Annotated in this window: 19 protein-coding genes; 7 read left to right on the top strand and 12 right to left on the bottom strand. The window is 48.3% G+C overall.

Features of this window, described 5'->3' with window-relative positions:
* Window positions 1-138 precede the first annotated feature (138 nt).
* Both PLA01S_RS14380 and gyrA read right to left on the bottom strand, forming a co-directional pair.
* A complete protein-coding gene (locus PLA01S_RS14380) occupies window positions 139-1,251 on the bottom strand; it encodes an HD-GYP domain-containing protein (RefSeq protein ID WP_100541347.1) in 1,113 nt (370 codons plus the stop codon).
* A 173-nt stretch (window positions 1,252-1,424) separates the two neighbouring features.
* The gene (gene gyrA / locus PLA01S_RS14375) at window positions 1,425-3,920 is read right to left on the bottom strand and encodes a DNA gyrase subunit A (protein ID WP_127592790.1); all 2,496 of its coding nucleotides are present in this window, start codon (window positions 3,918-3,920) and stop codon (window positions 1,425-1,427) included.
* Between the two features lie 411 nt (window positions 3,921-4,331).
* Between gyrA and PLA01S_RS14370 the strand changes: the two genes are divergently transcribed.
* Window positions 4,332-5,144 carry a YheC/YheD family protein gene (locus PLA01S_RS14370; protein ID WP_127592789.1) on the top strand — a complete coding sequence of 271 codons (813 nt, stop codon included), beginning with the start codon at window positions 4,332-4,334 and terminating at the stop codon, window positions 5,142-5,144.
* Window positions 5,145-5,269: 125 nt separating this feature from the next.
* Here the strand turns inward: PLA01S_RS14370 and gyrB are convergent, their stop codons facing one another.
* The 6 genes from gyrB to dnaA all read right to left on the bottom strand — a co-directional run bounded on the left by gyrB (window position 5,270) and on the right by dnaA (window position 11,586).
* Window positions 5,270-7,180, bottom strand: a complete 1,911-nt coding sequence (gene gyrB / locus PLA01S_RS14365; RefSeq protein WP_127592788.1) for a DNA topoisomerase (ATP-hydrolyzing) subunit B — start codon at window positions 7,178-7,180, stop codon at window positions 5,270-5,272.
* Between the two features lie 26 nt (window positions 7,181-7,206).
* Window positions 7,207-7,458: an extracellular matrix regulator RemB gene (gene remB / locus PLA01S_RS14360; RefSeq protein WP_071219299.1), complete on the bottom strand. Its 252-nt coding sequence runs from the start codon at window positions 7,456-7,458 to the stop codon at window positions 7,207-7,209.
* Between the two features lie 13 nt (window positions 7,459-7,471).
* A complete protein-coding gene (gene recF, locus PLA01S_RS14355; protein ID WP_100541343.1) occupies window positions 7,472-8,584 on the bottom strand; it encodes a DNA replication/repair protein RecF in 1,113 nt (370 codons plus the stop codon).
* Between the two features lie 56 nt (window positions 8,585-8,640).
* The gene (gene yaaA, locus PLA01S_RS14350; RefSeq protein WP_076326305.1) at window positions 8,641-8,856 is read right to left on the bottom strand and encodes a S4 domain-containing protein YaaA; all 216 of its coding nucleotides are present in this window, start codon (window positions 8,854-8,856) and stop codon (window positions 8,641-8,643) included.
* Window positions 8,857-8,894: 38 nt separating this feature from the next.
* On the bottom strand, window positions 8,895-10,037 hold the full coding sequence (gene dnaN / locus PLA01S_RS14345) for a DNA polymerase III subunit beta (protein WP_100541342.1): 1,143 nt from the start codon (window positions 10,035-10,037) through the stop codon (window positions 8,895-8,897).
* Between the two features lie 202 nt (window positions 10,038-10,239).
* Window positions 10,240-11,586 (bottom strand): chromosomal replication initiator protein DnaA, encoded by a 1,347-nt coding sequence (dnaA, locus tag PLA01S_RS14340; protein ID WP_076326303.1) that lies wholly within the window; start codon window positions 11,584-11,586, stop codon window positions 10,240-10,242.
* 823 nt (window positions 11,587-12,409) lie between these two features.
* On the opposite strand from dnaA, the gene PLA01S_RS14335 reads away from it, so the two are divergent.
* A complete protein-coding gene (locus tag PLA01S_RS14335) occupies window positions 12,410-13,141 on the top strand; it encodes a DUF6199 family natural product biosynthesis protein (RefSeq protein ID WP_127592787.1) in 732 nt (243 codons plus the stop codon).
* 180 nt (window positions 13,142-13,321) lie between these two features.
* On the opposite strand, the gene gntK is transcribed toward PLA01S_RS14335, so the two are convergent.
* The 4 genes from gntK to gnd form a co-directional block, all read right to left on the bottom strand.
* Window positions 13,322-14,869 carry a gluconokinase gene (gene gntK, locus PLA01S_RS14330; protein WP_127592786.1) on the bottom strand — a complete coding sequence of 516 codons (1,548 nt, stop codon included), beginning with the start codon at window positions 14,867-14,869 and terminating at the stop codon, window positions 13,322-13,324.
* 88 nt (window positions 14,870-14,957) lie between these two features.
* Window positions 14,958-16,319 carry a GntP family permease gene (locus PLA01S_RS14325; RefSeq protein WP_127592785.1) on the bottom strand — a complete coding sequence of 454 codons (1,362 nt, stop codon included), beginning with the start codon at window positions 16,317-16,319 and terminating at the stop codon, window positions 14,958-14,960.
* A gap of 161 nt (window positions 16,320-16,480) precedes the next feature.
* Window positions 16,481-17,158 (bottom strand): GntR family transcriptional regulator, encoded by a 678-nt coding sequence (locus PLA01S_RS14320; protein ID WP_127592784.1) that lies wholly within the window; start codon window positions 17,156-17,158, stop codon window positions 16,481-16,483.
* 135 nt (window positions 17,159-17,293) lie between these two features.
* A complete protein-coding gene (gene gnd / locus PLA01S_RS14315; protein ID WP_127592783.1) occupies window positions 17,294-18,193 on the bottom strand; it encodes a phosphogluconate dehydrogenase (NAD(+)-dependent, decarboxylating) in 900 nt (299 codons plus the stop codon).
* Window positions 18,194-18,647: 454 nt separating this feature from the next.
* Between gnd and rpmH the strand changes: the two genes are divergently transcribed.
* From rpmH to mnmE, 5 genes are all read left to right on the top strand, one after another.
* A complete protein-coding gene (rpmH, locus tag PLA01S_RS14310) occupies window positions 18,648-18,782 on the top strand; it encodes a 50S ribosomal protein L34 (RefSeq protein WP_006207379.1) in 135 nt (44 codons plus the stop codon).
* Window positions 18,783-19,005: 223 nt separating this feature from the next.
* Window positions 19,006-19,356, top strand: a complete 351-nt coding sequence (rnpA, locus tag PLA01S_RS14305) for a ribonuclease P protein component (protein ID WP_009591465.1) — start codon at window positions 19,006-19,008, stop codon at window positions 19,354-19,356.
* A 75-nt stretch (window positions 19,357-19,431) separates the two neighbouring features.
* A complete protein-coding gene (locus tag PLA01S_RS14300; protein ID WP_127592782.1) occupies window positions 19,432-20,325 on the top strand; it encodes a YidC/Oxa1 family membrane protein insertase in 894 nt (297 codons plus the stop codon).
* Window positions 20,322-21,110 carry an RNA-binding cell elongation regulator Jag/EloR gene (jag, locus tag PLA01S_RS14295; protein ID WP_127592781.1) on the top strand — a complete coding sequence of 263 codons (789 nt, stop codon included), beginning with the start codon at window positions 20,322-20,324 and terminating at the stop codon, window positions 21,108-21,110. The genes PLA01S_RS14300 and jag overlap by 4 nt, the downstream gene beginning before the upstream one ends.
* Window positions 21,111-21,298: 188 nt before the next feature.
* Window positions 21,299-22,675: a tRNA uridine-5-carboxymethylaminomethyl(34) synthesis GTPase MnmE gene (gene mnmE, locus PLA01S_RS14290; RefSeq protein WP_127592780.1), complete on the top strand. Its 1,377-nt coding sequence runs from the start codon at window positions 21,299-21,301 to the stop codon at window positions 22,673-22,675.
* The last annotated feature ends 102 nt before the right edge of the window (window positions 22,676-22,777 follow it).

The following is a 22,777-nucleotide window of genomic DNA, read 5'->3' as shown; positions in this document are numbered from 1 at the left end:
TATATCACACTCTCAATTATTTAGCAAGCTTTTTGTGAAAAACTTTTATTTCATTGAAAGCTGCGATATATATCCGCTCAGAAGCGGCAAGAAATAATATATCACAGCATTCCTATGTAGGTCAACCCTTTTTTAAAATCAATAAATGACTTCTTCTATATAGAGTTGGCGCTGTTGCATCAAGTTAATGATCTCCCCCTGAACCGATACCATCGGTCTCGTTGGATGCTGGGCGTCCGTAAATACGATTTCTCCCGAAGTGCCATTACTCAACCGCACTCGAGTACCTGAATGCAAGGCCGTTACCTTTTGAATGAAAGTCTGAACGATCTTTGGATCCAGCTTGCCAAAGGCCTCCAGTTGGATTTGTTCCAGCACAACATAAGGAGATTGGGCATTCCGATAGAACTTATCCAATGTCATCGCATGAAAGATATCTGTAACAGCAACGATCTTGGCGTAGATATGAATCTTGTTCCCCTCCAGCCGCAGTGGATACCCCGTGCCATCCACTTTCTCATGATGCTGGAGAGCTGCGAGCCGAACTCCTTCATTCACCGCCGCAACATTCTTGAGAATCTGATAACCGTAGGTCGTGTGCTGACGTACTTCTTCGTTCTCTTCCTCGGTTAGTTTGGAAGGTTTGTTCAACACAATCGGATCAATCTTGGCATTTCCGATATCATGCAGCAGTCCTGCAAAGGCAACCTGCATCCAATCTTTCTGCGGGAGCCCCACCCATTGTGCCAGCTTATAGGAGGAAAGGGCACATAGCACGGCACTGTGATACCGATAATCATGGCGATTGGTCATGCGTGGAATAAATTTAAGGATATGATACTCATGTTGGTGTTTTAATAAGTTGTCCATTTGATTACGAACTTCATACATTCGCAGCTCGCCCGTTATGGCGGATTGGTAACAGTTTTTGATCAGGGTCATGGTCTTGTCGTATTCCTCATGCAAGGCCAAGTCTTTTCGGACAGGTGCCTCTTCGTTCCCACTCCCCTGTTGATTCCCCGTAAAGATCAGCGACGGCTTCTGTCCGGCAGATTTTACGGTCGGTATTCTAGTGCTGTCTGCTTCAACGGATTCTACAGTAACATGGTCCACCATGAAAGCTTTCAGTACCTCTAGATCCCGGGGAAGTAAAACCTTCCCTTTTTGAAGCAAAAGGCCTCCCAGAGGCGTATGCACATCCTTGGCCAGCTTTACTCCAGCCACCACTTCATTCACGGCTTTGATCGTCATGATCAACCCTCTCCATCTATTAAGCTGCGTCATCGCAGCAAACTTCACCTTATATTATACATATTATAGTTCGTCTTTCGCGGCCTGTACAATACCAATTCCCTGAATTTGTAATCCGGTAAGACAAAAAAAGAGCATGAATGCAAATCTGCATCCATGCCCGCTATTATCGTTTAGTCTTCCGTCGGCTCAAGCGGCTCCATGCCGTCTTGACCTTCTTCTTCCTCTTCGCCCGCTTCAGGCTCATCGCTCTTATCCGCACGGCACACGGTACCTACGGAATCATCCTCACGGATGTTGATCAGCTTCACGCCCTGAGCATAACGGCCCATGGTAGAGATGCCCTCCATGCTCGTACGGATGATGGTGCCGCTAGCCGTAATGATCATGAGATCCTCTTCCGATTTCACGACCTTAAGCGCCACAACCGGTCCATTTTTCTCCGTAATATTGATGGTCTTGATCCCTTTACCGCCACGGGTCTGGCTGCGATAGTCGCTTGCAGGCGTCCGCTTGCCGTAACCTTTGGTCGTTACAATGAGGATATCAAGTTCCTGGTCCACCACATCCATGCCAATGACTTCATCATGGTCATCCAGCGTAATCCCTTTAACCCCCGTTGCGCTTCTTCCCATCGAGCGAACATCGCTCTCCTTGAAGCGGATGGACATTCCCTGTGCCGTTCCCATAATGATCTCCTGCTGACCATCTGTCAGCTTAACCTCGATCAGGGAATCATCCTCGCGCAGGTTAATCGCAATCAGACCGCCCTTGCGGATATTGACATAATCCTCAAGCGGGGTTTTCTTAACGACACCCTGGCGCGTTGCAAAGAACAGGAAATTATCGCTGTCAAAGCTCTCCACCGGAATCACGGCATTGATCGACTCGCCCTGTTCAATCTGAATCAGGTTGATGATCGGCGTTCCGCGGGCGGTACGGCTAAGCTCTGGAATCTCATAAGCTTTCAACCGGTACGCCTTCCCTTTGTCCGTGAAGAACATCAGGTAGTGGTGGGAATTCGTGACGAAGAGATGCTCGACAAAGTCCTCGCTCTTCGTATCCATCCCCACAACGCCGCGGCCGCCTCGCTTCTGGCTGCGATAGGTGTTCGCAGGCAGACGCTTGATGTAACCGGTATGCGTAATGGTGATGATCACTTCTTCCCGTGGAATCAGATCCTCGTCCAGGATGCTGTCTTCCCCGACCGTAATTTCAGTACGGCGTTCATCAGAGAAGCGCTCCTTAATCTCTTGGAGCTCATCATTGATAATCTGAAGCACAAGATGCTCATTAGCCAAGATCTCGCGCAGTTCCGCGATTCTGGCAAGCAATTCCTGGTACTCGTTCTCAATCTTCTCACGTTCAAGTCCGGTCAGGCGCTGCAAACGCATATCCAGAATGGCCTGCGCCTGCTCATGACTGAGACCGAAACGCTCCATCAAGCCTTCGCGAGCAGCCTCTGTGGTCTGTGACGCACGAATGAGGGCAATAACCTCATCGAGATGATCCAGCGCAATCCGCAAACCTTCGAGAATATGAGCCCGAGCTTCCGCCTTCTTCAGTTCAAACTCGGTCCGGCGACGGATAACGACGACCTGATGCTCCAAATAGTGGAACAGTACGTCACGCAGGTTCAAAATTTTCGGCTCATTGTTTACGATGGCCAGCATGTTAATACCGAAATTAGACTGCATGGCCGTATGTTTGTACAGGTTATTCAGAACGACATTCGGATTGACGTCCCGGCGCAGCTCAATAACAATCCGCATACCGTTACGGTCCGACTCGTCGCGGAGATCCGTAATGCCATCAATCCGCTTATCGCGAACCAGTTCCGCGATCTTCTCAACCAGACGAGCCTTGTTCACCTGATACGGAATCTCGTGAACGACAATGCGCGCCTTGTTGTTATTCTCTTCAATGGTGGCCTTTGCCCGCATCGTAACGGACCCTCGCCCCGTGCGGTAGGCTTGACGAATCCCTTCACGTCCCAGAATATATCCCGCTGTCGGGAAATCCGGTCCTTGAATATAGTCCATCAGCTCCATCGGTGTGATATCGGGGTTTCGAATCATTGCCTGAACGCCATCGATAACTTCTCCGAGATTATGAGGCGGAATATTAGTAGCCATACCTACTGCAATCCCGGATACGCCGTTGACCAGCAAGTTAGGATAACGGGCAGGAAGAACGACCGGTTCCTGTTCCTCACCGTCATAGTTAGGAGCAAAGTCTACAGTCTCTTTATTAATATCACGCAGCATTTCCATAGCAATCTTCGATAAGCGAGCCTCGGTATAACGCATAGCCGCTGCCATATCGCCGTCAATGGAACCGAAGTTTCCGTGTCCATCAACAAGCATATAACGCATGGAGAAGTCCTGCGCCATCCGAACCATGGATTCATAAACTGCGGAATCACCATGAGGATGGTACTTACCGATAACCTCGCCAACAATTCTTGCCGATTTCTTATGCGGTTTATCCGGGGCCATTCCAAGTTCAGACATCGCATATAAAATACGACGGTGTACTGGCTTCATTCCGTCCCGTACATCCGGCAAAGCCCGGCTGACAATGATGCTCATTGCGTAGTCCATAAAGGACTCGCGCATCTCGGTACCAATGTCACGATCTTTGATTTGGGAGAAATTTTCTTCCGCCATGCTGGACCTCCTTCATTTTCCTATCAACCATGCCTTGATCTATGTGAAAAAAGCAGAATAGTGATCAGAAACCTAAAAACGCACTAACCTTTATTATATTACTTTCACAAACCGCGCACAATTAAACACGGGATGGATCAAGTGAAAGAATGATTTTTGCCCGGAAACCGGGATATACGCCCTGTCCTCCGTGCCCCTTTTCACATACAATGCATTGCACAGGACTTTTCGTATCATCACATCTTTATATTATACCACTGTTTGTCATACTTGTCCTATGTTTTCCGGGTATAAGCTCTCTTGCTGGAGCTGACCCGATTCTTTCAAATCAACCGGATCGACACGAGTTTGTATTACGAGACAGGCCAAATCCTGTCACTCCAATCATACAGCTGGAAAGGATGAAGATGGTTGACTATCCAACGCGTTGCAAGCAAATGGGCGAAAACGAAAATACTCTTGAAAAATAAAGGTCTCGCCTCTTATGTTCCCGCTACCCGCCAATATTCTTTGGAGACGCTTGGCGACATGCTGGACACACATACGCTTGTGTATATCAAGCCTGACCGTGGGACCTACGGCATCGGCGTCGTGTCAGTCGAGCAGCTCCATTCTCAAAGCGCTGATGCCGACGAAACCCCGACTACTTCCTACAAACTTCGTTATGAACAGAAAACCGAAATATTTACCTCCCTGGAGAGTCTCGATAAAACACTGAGCGATTTGTTTCAGGGGAAGGAGTATCTCATTCAGCAAGGCATCCATCTGCTTCAGCATAAAGGCTGCCCCTTTGATCTACGTGTACTTACACAGAAGAGTCCTTCTGGCCAGTGGGTGAGTACAGGAATAATCGGCCGGGTAGCGGCCAAGAATAAAATCATTACCAACCACCACAGCGGCGGTGTTGTCCAGCACTATAAGCCGCTGATGACCGAGCATATGACGGCAGAAGAGGCAGAGAACATCCGTAAAGAACTGAACACGCTTGGAGTGAACGCCGCTGGACAGCTGCAAAAATCCTATCCGAACCTGAAAGAAATCGGACTGGACGTAGCTATTGACGAACGATGGAACATCTGGATCCTGGAGGTTAACACCAAACCTGCCCTGTTTCCGTTCAAGAAATTCTTCAAGGATCCCAGCATCTACAAGCAGGTGAAAAAATACGCCAATGCTTACGGGCGTAATTTATCCAGCAAGAAAAAAGCCAAAAAGACGGGTTAGCCAGCCTTTAGATCCATTGAGACCCGTTTATGTGAACGACCTCGGCCCTCTATGGTGCCATACTAAAAAAGGGCAACCCTGAGGCCTTCAACAGACCTTGGGATGCCCTTTTTGGCTTGCACATTTTACACGTCCAGATTACGGACCGACTTCGCATGCTCTTGAATGAAATCCCGTCGCGGCTCCACGTTATCGCCCATCAGGGTATCAAACAACGTATCGGCCAGGATCGCATCTTCGATTGTCACCTGAAGCATGGTGCGGCTCTCCGGATCCATTGTCGTTTCCCACAGCTGCCCGGCGTTCATCTCGCCGAGACCTTTGTAGCGCTGTACGTTAATTTTGACGTTCTCACCGAATTCCTTTATGATCTCGTCGCGTTCTTTCTCACTGCCGGCATAACGGATCACCTTATTGCGCTCGACCTTGAAGAGCGGCGGTTGGGCGATATAGATATATCCCGCTTCTACCAGCTTACGCATGTAACGGTAGAAGAACGTCAGCAGCAAGGTACGAATATGCGCACCGTCGACGTCGGCATCGGTCATAATAATGATTTTGTGGTAACGGGCCTTGGACAGATCGAAATCTTCCGCAATCCCCGTGCCCAGTGCCGTAATGATTGCCCGGATCTCCGCATTGGAGAGGATGCGGTCTAGCCGCGCCTTTTCCACGTTGAGAATTTTACCCCGAAGCGGCAAAATGGCCTGGAAATGTCGATCGCGGCCCTGCTTGGCAGATCCACCGGCAGAGTCACCTTCGACGATGTACAGCTCACTGATGGAGGCATCCTTGGAAGAGCAGTCTGCCAGTTTACCCGGCAATGCGCTAACTTCAAGCGCACTCTTCCGGCGTGTCATCTCACGGGCTTTACGCGCCGCTTCACGAGCACGTGATGCCTGGAGCGCCTTCTCCAAGATCCGACGGGAAACCGACGGATTCTCCTGGAGGAACTCCTGCAGCTTCTCAGCGAACAAGGATTCCACAATCCCGCGCACTTCACTGTTGCCGAGTTTGGTTTTGGTTTGCCCTTCAAACTGCGGCTCCGGCACTTTGACCGAGATGATTGCCGTCAATCCTTCACGGACATCGTCACCCGACAGGTTGTTGGTGTTATCTTTGATCAGTCCCGTTTTGCGGGCATAGTCATTGATGATTCGAGTGAGCGCACTCTTAAAACCGGATTCATGCGTTCCGCCTTCATGCGTGTTGATATTATTTGCAAACGAATAAATATTCTCGGTATAGCTGTCGTTATACTGAAGCGATACTTCGACCTGAATATTATCCCGTGAACCCTCAACATAGATAGGGTCTTCGTGCAGCGCTTCCTTCTTCTCATTCAGGAACTTGACGTATTCAATGATTCCGCCCTCGTATTTGAAATAGTCGGAGGCACCCGTACGTTCGTCCGTCAGCGTAAGCGCAATGCCCTTGTTCAGGAACGCCAGCTCACGAATCCGTGTCAGCAGCGTGTTGTAATCATATTCCGTTGTTTCCGTGAAAATCTCCGGATCCGGCAGGAAGGTTACGGTTGTACCGGTATCATCGGAATCCCCGATGACCTTGATATCATATTGAGGTACGCCGCGATGATACTCCTGTTGATAGATATGCCCGTCACGTTTGACCTGAACCACGACTTTCGAAGACAGTGCATTCACAACCGAGACACCAACACCATGCAGACCGCCGGATACTTTATATCCGCCGCCGCCAAATTTACCGCCGGCATGAAGAACGGTCATAACGACTTCCAGCGTCGACTTCTTCAGTTTGGCGTTCTCGCCGACCGGAATTCCGCGCCCGTTATCGACAACGGTAACACTGTTATCCTCATGGACAATAATTTCGATATGGTCGCATATTCCCGCCATCGCTTCGTCAATACTATTGTCCACAACTTCCCATACCAAATGATGCAAACCCTTGGCACTGGTAGATCCGATATACATCCCCGGACGTTTACGAACGGCTTCCAATCCTTCCAGTACCTGAATCTGATTCTCATCATATGTCGGTTGATTCATAGACATGCCTTCACCTACTTCTACAGATTCTGTTATGCCTGAGCTACAAAATGATTTGCTCTCTTCTTAAGCGTTGCAGAGGAGATCGGAGAGTAATAGACGATCGATTTCGTCACCACAATGGATTTCGGATCTTCTTCGCCAATCATCTCCACGACTTTATGCTGCTGGGCATGCGTGACGAACTGCTTGGAGATTTTTGAAGATTTCTCTATCGAGATATCAAAAATCCCAACCAGCTCCGACGAACGGATGATCTTCTCTCCGCCCAAATGAATATACATATGGAATCACTCCTTAAGAGCCCACCTGTCCGTCATGGACATGAAAAATGCTGGCACCCTTCAATTTGTCGGTATTCAAACTCTCAATGCCCGTCGCCGTGATGAATGTCTGCACTTTGCTCTGGAATGTCTCGATCAATTGTGTCTGCCGGTACGGATCCAATTCAGAAAGCACATCATCCAGAAGCAGCACCGGATATTCACCGATCTCTTCCTGTATCAGCTCGATTTCAGCCAGTTTCAAAGATAGCGCCGTCGTCCGCTGCTGACCTTGAGATCCATACGTTTGGACTTCTTTGCCATTAATATAAAAAGCCAGATCATCTCGATGAGGACCTGCCAATGTCATACCACGCCGTATTTCTTGCTCTTTCATTTGTGATAATTTTATCATAAATGTCTCAAATAAGACAGCTTCATCTTCTTCCTCCGCGTCAGCAAAGGACGGAAGGTAGTGTAAAGAGAGCTCTTCCAGGCCGTTTGTGATTCCCTGATGGATGCTTTCAGCCCACTTTTGCAGCTTTTTTATAAATTGTTTCCTCTTCTTGACGATTTTAACACCATGTTCTGCCAATTGGCTGTTCCAAATTTCCAGCATCGCTTGTTCGGCGCTGCCCTTCCCCCATAATTGCTTCAGCAGATTGTTGCGCTGCACAAGCACCTTCTGGTATTGCTGCAGATGAAACAGGTAGCTTGGTGCCACCTGCCCGATCTCCATGTCAAGAAACCGGCGGCGAACCCCCGGCGTGCCTTTGACAATCTCCAGATCCTCGGGTGCAAACATCACGACATTGAGCGAGCCGATGAAATCGCTAAGCTTCCGCTGCTCAAGTCCGTTGATTTTTGCTTTCTTCCCCTGCTGGGACAAGCTCAGCTCCAGCTTCAAAGCTCCGTACTTGCGGTCAATCTCGGCCGATATATGGGCACTGGATTGCTCGAATCCAATCAATTCGCGATCCTTGGAGGTACGGTGGCTCTTCGTTAAAGCAAGCACGAAGAGCGCCTCCATCAAATTCGTCTTTCCCTGAGCGTTGCGTCCGATAATCAAATTAACGTCACCAAACGCCTCAAGCTGCAGCTTCTCGTAGTTTCGATAGTGCTGCAGGCTGACATTTTTGACAAACAAGCTTATCCTCTCCCTCGTCTTCCGCGCTTAGCGCCAAAGCGGCTGCGGGAGGCTGTCTATTGTGCTGCCACCTGAAACGTTCCGCAGTCCTCCACCTTAACGATGTCGCCAGGAACCAGTTTGCGTCCGCGCCGCTCTTCCTTTTCGTCGTTGACCAGAACTGCTCCTTCCTGCAGCAGGGCCTTCGCCATCCCACCTGTGGATACGCAATCTGAAAGCTTCAAGAACTGATCCAGCTTGATATATTCACTGTGGATAAATATTTGTTTCATGACTTCGTCCTTTCATCCCTATCAACATGGGGATAACTTTAATTGGCCGTGCGGTACGGCAGAATAATATATTGGCTCTTGCTGTCGTCGAGCGGTTTAAGAATGATCGGGCTCATAACCCCCATGAAAGCGATCATCAGCTGTTCGCTTTCAACCACCTTTAGCACGTCCAGCATATATTTCGAGTTGAACGAGATGCGCAGCGGATCCCCTTTGAAATCGATCAGATCCAATTCTTCACGCACTTTACCAAGCTCGGAGGAGCTGGAAGAGATCTCGATGCCGCCATGTTCCATCGTTTGCAGGAGAACAATGTTCGTTTTCTCCTCTTTGGAGAGCAGGTAGGCGCGGTCGATCGACTCGCTTAATTTTTTTGTGTCCAAAACGAGTTCTGTTTTATGCGATGTTGGAATAATTCTAGAAGTATCGGGATAAATGCCGTCCAGTATACGGGAATAGAACAGAACACGGTCAATTTTAAATAATACCTGATTATCGGCCACAACGATATCCACCAGCGTATTTTGATCCGGAATGATTTTGCTCAGCTCATTCAGCGTTTTACCCGCAATGACGACATTGTTGAACGAAATGTCCTGCGCATTGTCCAGCTGTGCGGAGCGAGTTGCCAATCTGTGACGGTCTGTAGCGGTAAATTTCAGCTCATTGTCGTTCAGACTCCATAATACCCCAGTCAGAATAGGCGTTGTTTCATGGGTGGAAATGGAGAATACCGTTTGCTTGATCATATTTTTCAGCAGATCTCCAGGCAAAGAAACCGTTTGGCTGTCTTCAATGTTAGGCAATACCGGGAATTCTTCCGGGTCCAAGCCGACCATCTGAATTTCCGTAGCTCCCGAAGAAATAAAGGTATGGAAGTTCTCTTTTACCTCCATCTGGATTTCTTGGGAAGGGAGTTTCTTGATGATTTCAACAAAAAATTTGGCTGGCAGCACAACGCTACCAGGCTGCTCTACCTGGACGATGGTATGCTTCTCATCTTCCGCAGGAATAAACGATTGAATGGAAATATCAGTATCGCTAGCCGTTAGTGTAACACCCGAATACGTGACATCCAGTTTAATGCCGCTGAGGATCGGAATCGTGGTTCGGCTGGAAATCGCCTTGGATACGTGTTGAATGGATTCGTTTAATACATTTTTTAATATGCTGATTTTCATCAATTTCACTCCTTACGGAAAAATGAGAGGGGTTTTTTCACTTGGCGAAGGCCAAGAGGATCCCCCTCTTTATGGTTAAATTATTTATTAATTATTATTAGTAATAGTAATAGGGGCACTGAATATGTGGATAAGCCCCAGAAAAGGCATAAAATTAAGCCTATCCACATGTGTATAGATTGTGCATAGGCTTTGAACTTGTTCAGGTTGGATTTTTGATTTTCTCCGTAATATTATTGACCACTTTGAACAGCTCTTGGTCATTTTTCAGAGATTGGGTAATCTTCTCATGGGCATGGATGACAGTGGTATGATCCCGGCCTCCGAATGCTTCTCCAATCTTGGGAAGGGAATAGTCGGTTAATTCGCGGGATAGGTACATGGCAATTTGCCGCGGAAACGCGACGGCTTTGGTCCGCTTGCGGGCTTTAAAGTCTTCCAGCCTCAGGTTGTAATACTCGCCGACCTTTTGCTGGATGTCCTGAATCGTAATCATTCTCGGCCGGCTGGACGGAATAATATCCTTCAGGGCTTCGGCTGCCAGATGCGTTGTTACGTCCTGATTGGTCAGGGAGGAATAGGCAACGACACGGATCAGGGCACCTTCGAGCTCACGAATGTTCGTATCGATCTGATTGGCGATATACATCATGGCTTCGTTCGGAATATCCAGATTCTCGGCCTTCGCTTTTTTGCGAAGGATAGCGATCCGCGTCTCCAGATCCGGTGGTTGAATATCGGTGATCAATCCCCATTCGAACCGGGAACGGAGCCGTTCTTCCAGCGTCGGTATCTCCTTGGGCGGACGGTCACTGGATATGATAATCTGCTTCCGCTCTTCGTGCAGGGCGTTAAACGTATGGAAAAATTCCTCCTGCGTCGATTCTTTGCCTGCCAAGAACTGAATATCGTCAATGAGCAGAATATCGACGCTACGGTACTTGTTGCGGAAGCTTTCAGCGCGGTTGTCCCGAATGGAGTTGATGAACTCGTTGGTGAATTTCTCGGAGGAAATATACACGACTCTACTGCTGGGATTGTGCTCCAAAATATAATGGCCGATGGCATGCATCAAGTGCGTCTTTCCAAGTCCAACTCCACCATATAGGAATAATGGGTTATACGCCTTAGCCGGAGCTTCGGCAACAGCGAGCGAGGCAGCATGCGCGAACCGGTTGCCCGAACCGATGACAAAGGTATCAAACGTATACTTCGGATTCAGCATATGGGACTGAATTTCTTCCCCGGATATTTCAAGCGGCGGCGAGGGCTGCTGCGGAACAGGTTCATGTCCTTTAGCCTCTTCAATAACGAAGCGGACATCCACCTGCTTGCCCACCACCTCCAATACGGTTGCACTAACCAGCTTGGTGTATCGGCTCTCCAGCCATTCCACAGCAAACGTTGTCGGTGCAGAAATGACGACGGAGTGATCGTTAATGGTCAATGCCTTGGTCGCTTTAAACCAAGTGTCAAAACTCGGTTTACTTAGCTTGGTTTGTATGATCGATAATATTTCTTGCCATAATTCGGAAGTATGGCTTTCCAAAACTGTCACTCCTTTAAATCTTCCAAATGTGGCTAGAGCCATGTGTGGAATTGTCGAAAGAAAATGAATGATGTCTAATTATCCCCAGAACTAACTCCTGTGGAAACAAAAAAATATGGATAAATTGAAATTGTTCACAACTTTATCCACAGCCTGTTGATAATATTATATCTTCATTCACATATTCACAACCAAAAGTAATATCATCATAGCAAAAGAAGGCCTTATTTTCAATGTATGTCGCTAATTTATCCACAAATTCAATACGTTGTGCATAATTTTTATTCACACCACTATATATTGTTTATAATTTGTTTAGCCTTCGACATCATTGGCCTCAAAACGCAAAAAAATATTCACAGGTTGTCCGATTCGCAAGCAGAATTTTCTTCTCTCACCATCTGTTCATAACTTATGGTTGAATGTTCTAGCAGCCAATAAATCGACCAAAGGTGAAAAATGACTGTGGATAGTCTTCAAATGGAATCGATAGATTCCATTTGAGGGCTTTTTTTGAAGAGATAAGAAAGTATGAACATCCGAGGCTTAGCATCCTTATCTCGCAAGAAAAACTTCAGCTAAATGCGGTCTGTCTACTGAGAAAGTACGTCGATAGACGTTTTTTTTATAGAAACATCGTGCTTAATCTGTAACCATGAGCCTTCGAAAAGCCTCTTATCTAAGGTTTGAAGCACGATGGGTGTCGTATAACGGCGGTTAATCTGAGGGACTCAAGTTGGAAATAGACAGACAACACGTTCGCTTTGCAACCTTTTTGCGCTGGGACCGTATGATTAGAAAAATCGGGACGGGGGAACCACGGATGCAGACGAAAGTGAAGGTCTTGAATTGGAGAAGAATAGGGGGACTACTCGCTCTAACCGCTACATTGGTTCTTATTACCGTGTGGGCCCAAGGCTATTATTCGAAGAAAGTGTTTCATATGGAGGGACTAAAGTATGCCAAATATGCCGATTCGGGAAGCGGGAGCATCGAATATAGGACATCATTTGGCCGGGGCGAGCCGATTTATGTTCATACTTATGCAGAAGATAAACGGGTTGAGATTGCGGGCGAGGTATATGAAATCCGGAAATATGGAAAGGAATCCGGCCATTCTGCGTCATATGAAGTGAGTTATCCTGACGGTAAGACCTACCTCGTGAAGCCTTTTGGAGACCGGAGCTTTCTTGCTTACAACGAGAAGGGGGAGATGGTGGTGCCCGGCATCAGGTTCATGGTCGGCAGCCAAGTTCACCGTTCCGATCCGGAAGAGCCACGCTACTTCCCCACGGAGCTTGCAAAGGCTGCCGACGAGCAGTTTCATGACCCTAATGGCAGCGTAGGATTCTTCATATTGGCGCTCGGGATCGGAATCATGAACTGGTGCTTCTTCAGATATGAGCCTTTCCAGCGGTTCATGTTTCATATGTCGCCCTCGAATCTGATGATTGATAATCCGGAGCCCAGCGACTTCTACTTCTTTATGTGTAAGGCAGGGGGAATTTTCGGTATGGGATTCGCGTTGTGGATATTTTTTGCGCAGGCATTATGACAAAAAGAGCCCGTTTTCGCCATGGATCGGATCCATCGAAAACGGGCTTTATACTTAAGGTATCAGAAAGTATAAATTTTGAAGCATGACCTATCTGATATCGCAAGAAAAACAACATTTACACGTTGTCTGTCTTCTCTGGAATGTTCGTCGATAGACGTTTTTCTTACTATAGTAAGCTTACGATTGCTCGAATCGGCGCTGGAATTCGGTAATGGCTTCATAATCTTCCTCCAGCTTCCGCGAAATGCGGATAAAGATCGGCAGCAGAGACTTATAAACATCCGAACTTTCCTTCACAGGCTGGTGTTCATGGGTGCCGCCGACCATCGTCTCTACTATGTCGAGTGAATCCGCTCTTCCTGTAGCATACAGACCAAGGACTACTGCGCCAAGGCAAGAGCTCTCGTAGCTCTCCGGCACGATCACCTGCTGGTCAAAAATATCCGCCATCATCTGACGCCAGATCGGCGAACGGGCGAAACCGCCGGTAGCATGGATTTTGGCCGGCCGGCCGATTTGTTCCTCCATCGCCAGCAAAACGGTATACATATTAAAGATCACGCCCTCCAGTACGGAGCGGATCATATGCTCTTTTTTATGATTCAGGGTTAAACCAAAGAACGATCCACGGGCATTCGGATCCCACAACGGCGCGCGTTCTCCTGTCAGGTACGGGTGGAATAGCAGTCCGTTCGAGCCTGGCGGAATACGGTCCGCGATTTTGGTGAGTACATCATACGAATTGATGCCGAGCCGCTTGGCCGTTTCAACCTCGGAGGCGGCAAATTCATCGCGAACCCAGCGGAAAATCATGCCGCCGTTGTTGACCGCGCCCCCGATGACCCAGTGCTTCTCCGTTAATGCGTAGCAGAAAATACGTCCCTTCGGATCGGTCATCGGCTTGTCAACAACCGTACGGATGGCACCGCTCGTACCGATGGTAGCGGCAACGACTCCCGGCTTGATGGCATTCACGCCGAGGTTCGACAGCACGCCGTCGGCAGCTCCAAGCACGAAGGGGGTGGAAGTGGAGAGCCCCATGGCTCCGGCATACTCGCTTTTTAGGCCTTCCATGATATGTGTAGTTGGTACGATCGTAGATAAATGGTCCTCCGTGATGCCAGCGAGCTCCAGGGCCTGCTGGTCCCATGCCAATGCCTCGAGGTTCATCATCCCGGTACTGGAGGCAATGGAGTGGTCTACAATATACTGGCCAAATAGTTTGAAATAAACATATTCTTTAATCGAAATGAATTTGGCTGCTTGATGAAAGAGGGAGGGCAGCTCATGGCGCATCCACATCAGCTTGGTCACAGGTGACATCGGATGAATCGGAGTTCCGGTTCTAAGATACAGCTCCATGCCGCCGAGTTCTTTTTTGAGCTTTGCAGACCAGGCAGCACTGCGGTTGTCAGCCCAAGTAATGCAGCGAGTCAAAGGGGTACCTTGGCTATCTACGGCAATGACGCTGTGCATGGCCGCGCTGAAAGAAACGAATAGTACTTGAGCCGGATCAATCCCGCTCTGCGTCATAACCCCTTGGACAGAGGAAATGACGGTCTGAAAGATTTGCTCCGGATCTTGCTCCGCCGTAGAGGGAGTAGGGGTGAGCAGTGGATATTCACCACCGGCTTTAGCAACAACCTCACCATTCTCCTTGAATAGCACGGCCTTGGTGCTGGTTGTTCCGATATCGACACCGATCATATAGTTCTGAGTACTCATGAGACATACCTTCTTTCTACGTAAGGGCACCCGGTTCGCTGTTTAAAATATCAGCATTCCGGGAGCCCCCATGTGTCTTATTGCTTCATTATACAATTACATTGAGAACCAGAGCCAACACCAGTCCGGTCAGGGACAGGATCGTCTCCATCACGGTCCAGGATTTCAGCGTCTGGGCTACCGTCATGTTAAAGAATTCTTTTACCATCCAGAAGCCGGCATCGTTTACGTGTGACAGTACGATGGAGCCTGCCCCGGTAGCGAGCACGACAAGCTCTACGTTGGCGCCAGGCGTCATGGCAAGCACAGGAGCGACAATCCCTGCGGCGGTCGTCATGGCTACGGTAGCGGAACCGGTTGCAACCCGAATGAGTGCGGCCACAAGCCACGCGAACAGGATGACATTGATATTTGCACCAGTTGCAATTTCGGCAATGGCATTACCGACGCCGCTGTTGATCAGAACCTGTTTGAATGCACCGCCCGCACCAATGATCAGAATGATCGTAGCGATCGGAGCAAGACATTCGCTGGTGAAGCGGGATAGATCATGTTTATTAAAGCCGCGTGCGAATCCCAGCGAGAAGAAGGAGAAGACTGCAGCTATAAGTAGTGCAATAATCTCATGTCCGATAAATTTGCAGAACACGGATAACCAGCTGGTAGATTCCGGATCGATAATATCAGCTGCGGAACCGATAAGCATCAGAATGACCGGCAGCAAGATTGTAAACAAAGTGATGCCGAAGCCGGGTAATCCACGTTCAGCTTTGCTTGAAAACTGTTCGGCAAGCTCCTCGGGCGGCTCGGTTCGGATTCGTTTGCCGATGAATTTGCCGAACACCGGGCCGGCCAGTATCGCTGCAGGGATCCCAACCAGGAACGAATAAAGAATCGTCATGCCAAGGTCTGCATCATAAGCCTCAATAGCAATCATTGGAGCGGGATGCGGAGGCACCAAACCATGAACGGTGGACAGTCCGGCCAAAATGGGAATGCCGATGTGCAGCAGAGACATTTTCGTTTTGCGTGCAACCGTGAAGACAATAGGAATCAACAGGATGACGCCCACCTCGAAAAATACGGGAATACCGACGATAAAACCGACAATCATCATGGCCCAATGGACCCGCTTTTCGCCGAAGCGATCAACGAGGGTGGTCGCGATTTGCTCGGCGCCTCCGGATTCGGCCATCATTTTTCCGAGCATGGTACCAAGGGCGATTACGATGGCAATCGTTCCAAGCGTTCCCCCCAGCCCGCCGGTTATTGAAGTAATAACATCCGCAGGCTGCATGCCCGTCAATAGACCAAGGATCAGTGCGGAGATCAGTAGGGTCACGAAAGGATTCCATTTATATTTGGAAATCAGCACGATCAGGAAGACGATCGTCAGCAGTGTCCAGATCATTAAGGTAGCATTATGACTGAGACCGAATAGTGAATTCATATCTTGCTTCCTCCTATAGATTACCCATTTGAATTGGGAAATGGTTAATATCGGGCTGTTCTGCGGTAGTATACCCAAAACAAAAGCGAATTCTATTGTATACTTGTCGACAAGTTAGAGCGTGCACATTCAATGTCAGGTCGGAGGAAGGGAGGATTAAGCTAACCCTCCGGAAAACTAAGATGAAGCGTCTGACGGGAATCATCGAAGTAATGCTGAACCGCCCTTTGAATCCGTACCGGATCCAGGGATTCCATCTCTGCAATAAGCTGAAGATGCTTGTCCATGACATACCGAATCTTGGTGCCTCCGCCACCGAACACCTGACGGGTCGTAATTAACATGACCGTGATCACGATAGGGCGAATGCTCTTCCACAGATGAAGAATCCGTTTATGGTTCGCTTCCGTAATGATCCGTTCATGAAAAGCCAAATCCTGATAGGAGAATTCAACCGGGTCCTGATGTTTGGCGGCAAGCTCCATCCGATCAACGATTTGTTTTAAATGTTGGATTAATTCCGGCTGGGGATTCGCAAACACCTGGCCTTGAACAAAGCTCTCGATAAGAAAACGGACATCGTATAATTCCTCTACTTCCTTAAGCGATAAGCCCATGACAACGGCGCCCATGCGCTCCAATTGTATCAATCCTTCGCTGGACAGCGTTTTCATTGCTTCCCGCACAGGAGATCGGCTGGTGCCGAATTCACCTGCAATCCGGTTCTCGGACAGGATTTCTCCGCGCTTGATGGTACCGCTAATAATCTGCAATCTCAGTTCACTGGCGATGGCCTCTCCGAGAGAGGCTCCCTGAAGCCATGTTGAGGGAAATTTCATAGCATAATTCTCCAATCCGTACTGATTCTAATTTTCTCTAGTGGTAATGATACCACATCGAAAGGAGAAGGGACCATGATAAGGCTATGACATGATGCCCTTAAGAAGCAGCAGGTTTATAGAAGAGAATCAACGTTATTCCGACTTCTCAACCGCATGGCCGCCGAATTCATTACGCAGCGCTGCAACGACTTTGCCGTGGAACGTATCTTGGTCAAGGGAACGATAGCGCATAAACAGCGACATGGCAATAACCGGTGCACTGGCTTGTACCTCAAGTGCCGTTTCTACGGTCCACTTTCCTTCGCCGGACGATTTCATTACGCCTTTGATGCCATCCAGCTTCGGATCCTTGGAAAATGCGTTTTGCGTCAGCTCCATGAGCCAGCTGCGAATGACGGATCCATTGGACCATACCCGCGCGACATCCTCATAGTTGAAATCGAACGCGCTTTTTTCCAATACTTCAAAGCCTTCCGCAATGGATTGCATCATGCCGTATTCGATTCCGTTATGGACCATCTTCAGAAAATGGCCGCTGCCGCTTTCACCGGCATATAAGTAACCGTTCTCGACAGCCATATCCTTAAATAGGGGCTCAATGCTGTTGAATACGTCGCGATTGCCCCCAATCATAAAGCAGCCGCCATGATGAGCGCCTTCCATACCACCGGAAGTGCCGGCATCAAAATAATGAATGCCTTGATCCGCCAGCCGCGCTGCACGAGCTTTGGAATCTTTATAATGCGAGTTGCCGCCGTCAATCAGAATATCACCGGACTCGAGGAGCGGAGTGAGGGAATCGATGACGGAATCCACGATATTTCCGGCAGGCACCATCATCCATACGATGCGGGGTTTTTCCAGTTTGGCAACGAGCAATTCAGTTGACGCCGCCGCTTCAGCACCGCTCTGGGCAGCTTGATCGACCAATTCCGTATTTAAGTCGTAAGCTACGACCTGATGCTGATGATGAATCAGATTTTGAACCAGATTGAGGCCCATTTTCCCCAGACCGATCATGCCTATTTTCATAAAACAATGCAGCTCCTTCTTAGATGTATACTTGTATACAACTTAAATTCAATTATTTATACTACTCCTTTATAGCTCTTGTGTAAATAAGGGGCATTTGAGGGATGAAAGGCGTTATATGGATCGAAAAATGACATCCACAACCTGTTTAAATAGGTTATCCCCATGTGGATAATTCAAAACTAGCAATAATGACTACTTGTGGAAAACTTAAGTGCTTGCTGAAGTCAAGATAGATTTGACTTTTGGGCCTGAACGTGATTAAATGTATAAAGGCATTTTCTGTGAAGATGAGAACATTATCCGCTACCATTTAGCGGTCTGTTTACAAGAGATACGTCCATAGACGTCGGTTCAACAAATCGCGGTCTATTCTTCCGTGAAAGTGCGTCGATTGACGTTATGATCTTAAAATATGGGTAAGACAGATTCCTGTAAGGGGGTGCATTAATTCATGAGACCGACTTTCAAACCGAATGTAAGCAAACGTAAAAAGGTACATGGCTTCCGTAAAAGAATGAGCACGAAGAACGGACGCAAAGTATTGGCTAACCGCCGTCAAAAAGGCAGAAAAGTGCTGAGCGCGTAATATTGTGCCACGAAGACCACCGAGGTGGTCTTTTTTTCGTAATATCTCCTGCAGTGTGAGGAGTTTCCTTTGAAACCGGCAGAATATAAGCTACATTGAGTGGCAACGTATTGCAATTGAGGTGTTTAGCGCGGTTTTGGCATGCCTATACTATTATAATAGAAGATATGCCAATGCAGCGCAGGATGTAATGAACTTGATTAACGGCAGGGCGGGAGAACTTGTGCATAGAAAACTTCGTTTACGGAACCGCGCTGATTTCAGCCGGGTATATCGACACGGAAAGTCCTTCGCCAATCATCAATTTGTTGTATATTGGTCACGCAAAAAAGAGGTAGAGCAGTTTCGCGTTGGCGTTTCATGCAGCAAAAAGATCGGCAATGCGGTTGTCCGCAACCGGATGAGACGGCTGGTTAAAGAGATTGTCAGGCACCATCAGCATCAGATTATCGAGCATATTGATCTGATCTTCATCGTTCGAAAGGGAGCGCTCGATAAGTCTTATCAGGAGCTGGAGAAAAGCGTGCTTCATGTATTGAGGAAATCGTCCCTTTTGAAAGCGAAGAGGGGCTGAACCATGTGTTTATTTGTCCATATAAATATGTTATGATTTACCGTGGAATGGAATGGCGAAGAGAGGGGTTTTGAAGTGTCGTTCATGAAGACAAGACGAGGAAAATGGTTCCTCCTCACCGCTGTAATACTTGCAGTGGCCGTTATATCAGGTTGTGCGCCTGGTGGAGCTGACCAAACGCGTACCATTGAAGATTTGAAAAATGGAGGCTTTTGGCAGAGCAACGTTGTTTATTACTTTACATGGGCACTTGATACGTTTGCTACATGGTTTAACGGTGAATACGGATTGTCCGTACTCGTGATGGTGCTTATCGTCCGTACCTTGATTTTACCGCTGACTCTGAAACAGGTCAGAAGCTCGAAGGCAATGCAGGCCATTCAGCCTGAAATTCAGAAAATTCGCGAGAAATATAAAGATCAACCTGAAAAAGTTCAAATGGAAACGATGAAGCTCTTCCAGGAGAATAAGGTTAATCCGATGGCGGGATGTTTGCCGCTGATCGTACAAATGCCGATATTTATCGCACTCTATCATTCGATTTACTATAACAATCTCCTTCGTGATCACGAATTCCTGTGGCTGCAATTAGGCCAACCGGACAAGCTGTTTATTTTGCCGGTGCTTGCCGCTGCAACCACTTATTTCCAAACGAAAATGATGATGAAGATGAACCCGTCTCCGCAAATGGGGATGATGCAGTTCATGCTGTTCGTTTATCCGATTCTGATCTTTGTAATGTCCTTCCAGTTCCCTTCAGCGCTTCCGTTGTACTGGTTCTACAGTAACCTCTACACGATCGTGCAGAACTACTTCTTGTACCGCAACAATGACAAGGCTGCTGTCGTGGCAAGCGTTGCCAGCGCAACCGACGGTCAGAAGAGCAATAAGAGCGGTAACAAGGGCGGGAAAAAGAGTGGCAGCAAAGGCGGGAAAAAAGGTTCGAAGGGAGCCAAGAAGTCGAGATGAGTAAAATCGTCGCAACAGGAAAAACCATTGAAGATGCTGTCGCACAAGGGCTGGCCCGATGGGGTGTAAGTCAAGACCGTGTATCGGTTCAAGTATTGAGTCAGCCATCAAGAGGATTCCTGGGCCTGTTCGGGGTCAAGGAAGCGAAAGTCGAACTAACGCTCCTGCCTGACGGTGCCGGCGGCGATTCATCTGTGAAGGAAGTACCTCCTACGAACGCGCAAGCTATTCCGGCCAAAGTGGTTCAGGTCTCGAATGCCTCGGTAATGACGCAGGAACCTGCTGCTGTCAGGACGGAAATAGAGAATCCTGGCACAGCTTCGTTTGAAGGCAAGGATCCTTACCAGGAAGCCATCATCTTTCTGATTGAAACCGGACAAGCCATGGGGCTAGATATTTCGGTTGAGGTTGAGAAGGGGAAAGACTTTACCACGCTTCAAATTTCCGGCCCCGGCCTTGGACTGATGATCGGGCGCAGAGGTCAGACTCTGGATGCCCTTCAGTATCTGGCGAATATCGTAGCTAACCGTTACTCCGACAGCTATCTTCGCATCGTACTGGATGCTGAGAACTTCCGTGACCGTCGCAAGAAGACGCTGGAGGATCTGGCGGATCGGTTAGCAGGACGGGTTCTGAAGACCCGTAAAGAGATTGTGCTTGAGCCTATGCCTGCTGCTGAGCGGAAGGTGATTCACGCCAAACTCCAGTCGCATGGAGCCGTGAAGACGTACAGCAAAGGCGAAGAGCCGAACCGGCGGGTTGTCATCACACCCAAGTCGTCCTAAATGAGTTGAAGAGTATATATAAACAATGACTCCTTAAGCTTCAAGAGGGAGTCATTGTTTTTTAAAGAGACCTATACGGAAAGAGTTCCGCAGGATGGTTTTCTTAAGTAAATAGATCAAGCAGCGGGGTAGTACACCGTTTGGGTGTAATCCCGAGGTTTTTTAAATAGAAAGAGGTGAAGGAAACGATGTTTAGCGATACGATTGCAGCCATTTCTACGGCAGTCGGTGAAGGCGGCATCGCGATTATTCGCGTCAGCGGGCCGGACTCCGTTCAGGAAGTGGAGCGTATATTCAAAAGCAAAAACAAGTTAACGCAAGTGGAATCCCATACCGTTCATTACGGTCATATTGTGGATCCGAAAACGGGGGAAAACCTCGAAGAGGTGCTCGTGACCGTGATGCGTGCCCCTCGTTCGTTCACGACCGAGGATGTTGTCGAGATCAGCGCTCATGGCGGCGTCATCTCCGTCAAGCGGGTCATGGATCTGCTGCTTCAATTAAACATCCGTTTGGCGGAACCCGGTGAATTTACGAAGCGGGCTTTCTTAAATGGCCGGATTGATCTGTCCCAGGCGGAAGCCGTTATGGACCTGATTCGTTCGAAATCCGATCGCGCCTTTTCCGTTGCCCTCAAGCAGGTTGAAGGAACGTTATCCCGTAAGATCAACGAGCTGCGGCATACCTTGGTCGAAACGCTGGCCCATATCGAAGTGAATATCGATTATCCTGAGCATGACGTGGAGTCGCTTACTTCGGAATTCATTAAAGAGAAAAGCCAGCTTGTTATGGGGGAAATTGATAAGCTGCTAAAGACCGCGCAAGAAGGGAAGATCCTGCGTGAAGGGATTACGACAGCGATTATCGGTCGCCCCAATGTGGGCAAATCTTCGCTTCTGAACACGCTGGCCCAGGATAATCGGGCGATTGTCACGGATATACCAGGAACGACTCGCGATGTGATTGAGGAATTTGTCACCATTAACAACATTCCGTTGAAGCTGCTCGATACCGCGGGCATCCGGGAAACGATGGATGTGGTCGAGCAGATCGGCGTTGAACGATCCAAGCATGCAGTAAACGAAGCGGATCTCATTCTGCTCGTGCTGAATGCCAACGAACCGCTGCATCAGGACGAATTGGAATTGATGGAACAAATACGCGGTAGACAATGTATTGTCATTATGAATAAAATGGACTTACCGTCTAATCTCGATCTGGACATTCTGCATCGGTACTACCCCGATGAATTGATTGTTCCGATGTCAGTGAAGGCACAAGAGGGTATTGACCGGCTGGAAGGGGCCATATCCAACTTGTTCTTCAGCGGCCGGATTGAAGGCGGAGATTTAACGTATGTGAGCAATGTGCGACATATCGCTTTGCTGAAGAAATCCAAGCAGTCGCTGCAGGATGCTTACGATGCGGCTGAACAGCTCATTCCGATCGATATGATCCAAATCGATGTGAGAATGGCCTGGGAGCAGTTAAGTGAGATATTGGGCGAAGCGGTTGGCGATTCGCTCATTGATCAGATTTTTTCACAGTTTTGCTTAGGTAAATAAGCTCCAACGATTACTATATATAGTAGGAACTGCTCAGCAATTTCAGGGATATCCGAGGTGGATGCCCTTTGATTACGTATATAACACAATAAGAACAGGAGG

The organism is Paenibacillus lautus NBRC 15380, from assembly GCF_004000945.1.
Taxonomy (GTDB): domain Bacteria; phylum Bacillota; class Bacilli; order Paenibacillales; family Paenibacillaceae; genus Paenibacillus_AQ; species Paenibacillus_AQ lautus.
This window is presented reverse-complemented; position numbering and strand designations above follow the sequence as displayed.

What these genes read in the sequence shown, in the direction of transcription:
- gyrA (WP_127592790.1), bottom strand. Translation starts at nt 3,920, where the DNA reads ATGGCGGAAGAAAATTTCTCCCAAATCAAAGATCGTGACATTGGTACC.
- remB (WP_071219299.1), bottom strand. Translation starts at nt 7,458, where the DNA reads ATGTATATTCATTTGGGCGGAGAGAAGATCATCCGTTCGTCGGAGCTG.
- PLA01S_RS14320 (WP_127592784.1), bottom strand. Translation starts at nt 17,158, where the DNA reads ATGAAATTTCCCTCAACATGGCTTCAGGGAGCCTCTCTCGGAGAGGCC.
- gnd (WP_127592783.1), bottom strand. Translation starts at nt 18,193, where the DNA reads ATGAAAATAGGCATGATCGGTCTGGGGAAAATGGGCCTCAATCTGGTT.
- gntK (WP_127592786.1), bottom strand. Translation starts at nt 14,869, where the DNA reads ATGAGTACTCAGAACTATATGATCGGTGTCGATATCGGAACAACCAGC.
- mnmE (WP_127592780.1), top strand. Translation starts at nt 21,299, where the DNA reads ATGTTTAGCGATACGATTGCAGCCATTTCTACGGCAGTCGGTGAAGGC.
- PLA01S_RS14335 (WP_127592787.1), top strand. Translation starts at nt 12,410, where the DNA reads ATGCAGACGAAAGTGAAGGTCTTGAATTGGAGAAGAATAGGGGGACTA.
- yaaA (WP_076326305.1), bottom strand. Translation starts at nt 8,856, where the DNA reads ATGAAACAAATATTTATCCACAGTGAATATATCAAGCTGGATCAGTTC.
- dnaN (WP_100541342.1), bottom strand. Translation starts at nt 10,037, where the DNA reads ATGAAAATCAGCATATTAAAAAATGTATTAAACGAATCCATTCAACAC.
- jag (WP_127592781.1), top strand. Translation starts at nt 20,322, where the DNA reads ATGAGTAAAATCGTCGCAACAGGAAAAACCATTGAAGATGCTGTCGCA.
- gyrB (WP_127592788.1), bottom strand. Translation starts at nt 7,180, where the DNA reads ATGTCTATGAATCAACCGACATATGATGAGAATCAGATTCAGGTACTG.
- PLA01S_RS14325 (WP_127592785.1), bottom strand. Translation starts at nt 16,319, where the DNA reads ATGAATTCACTATTCGGTCTCAGTCATAATGCTACCTTAATGATCTGG.
- rpmH (WP_006207379.1), top strand. Translation starts at nt 18,648, where the DNA reads ATGAGACCGACTTTCAAACCGAATGTAAGCAAACGTAAAAAGGTACAT.
- PLA01S_RS14380 (WP_100541347.1), bottom strand. Translation starts at nt 1,251, where the DNA reads ATGACGATCAAAGCCGTGAATGAAGTGGTGGCTGGAGTAAAGCTGGCC.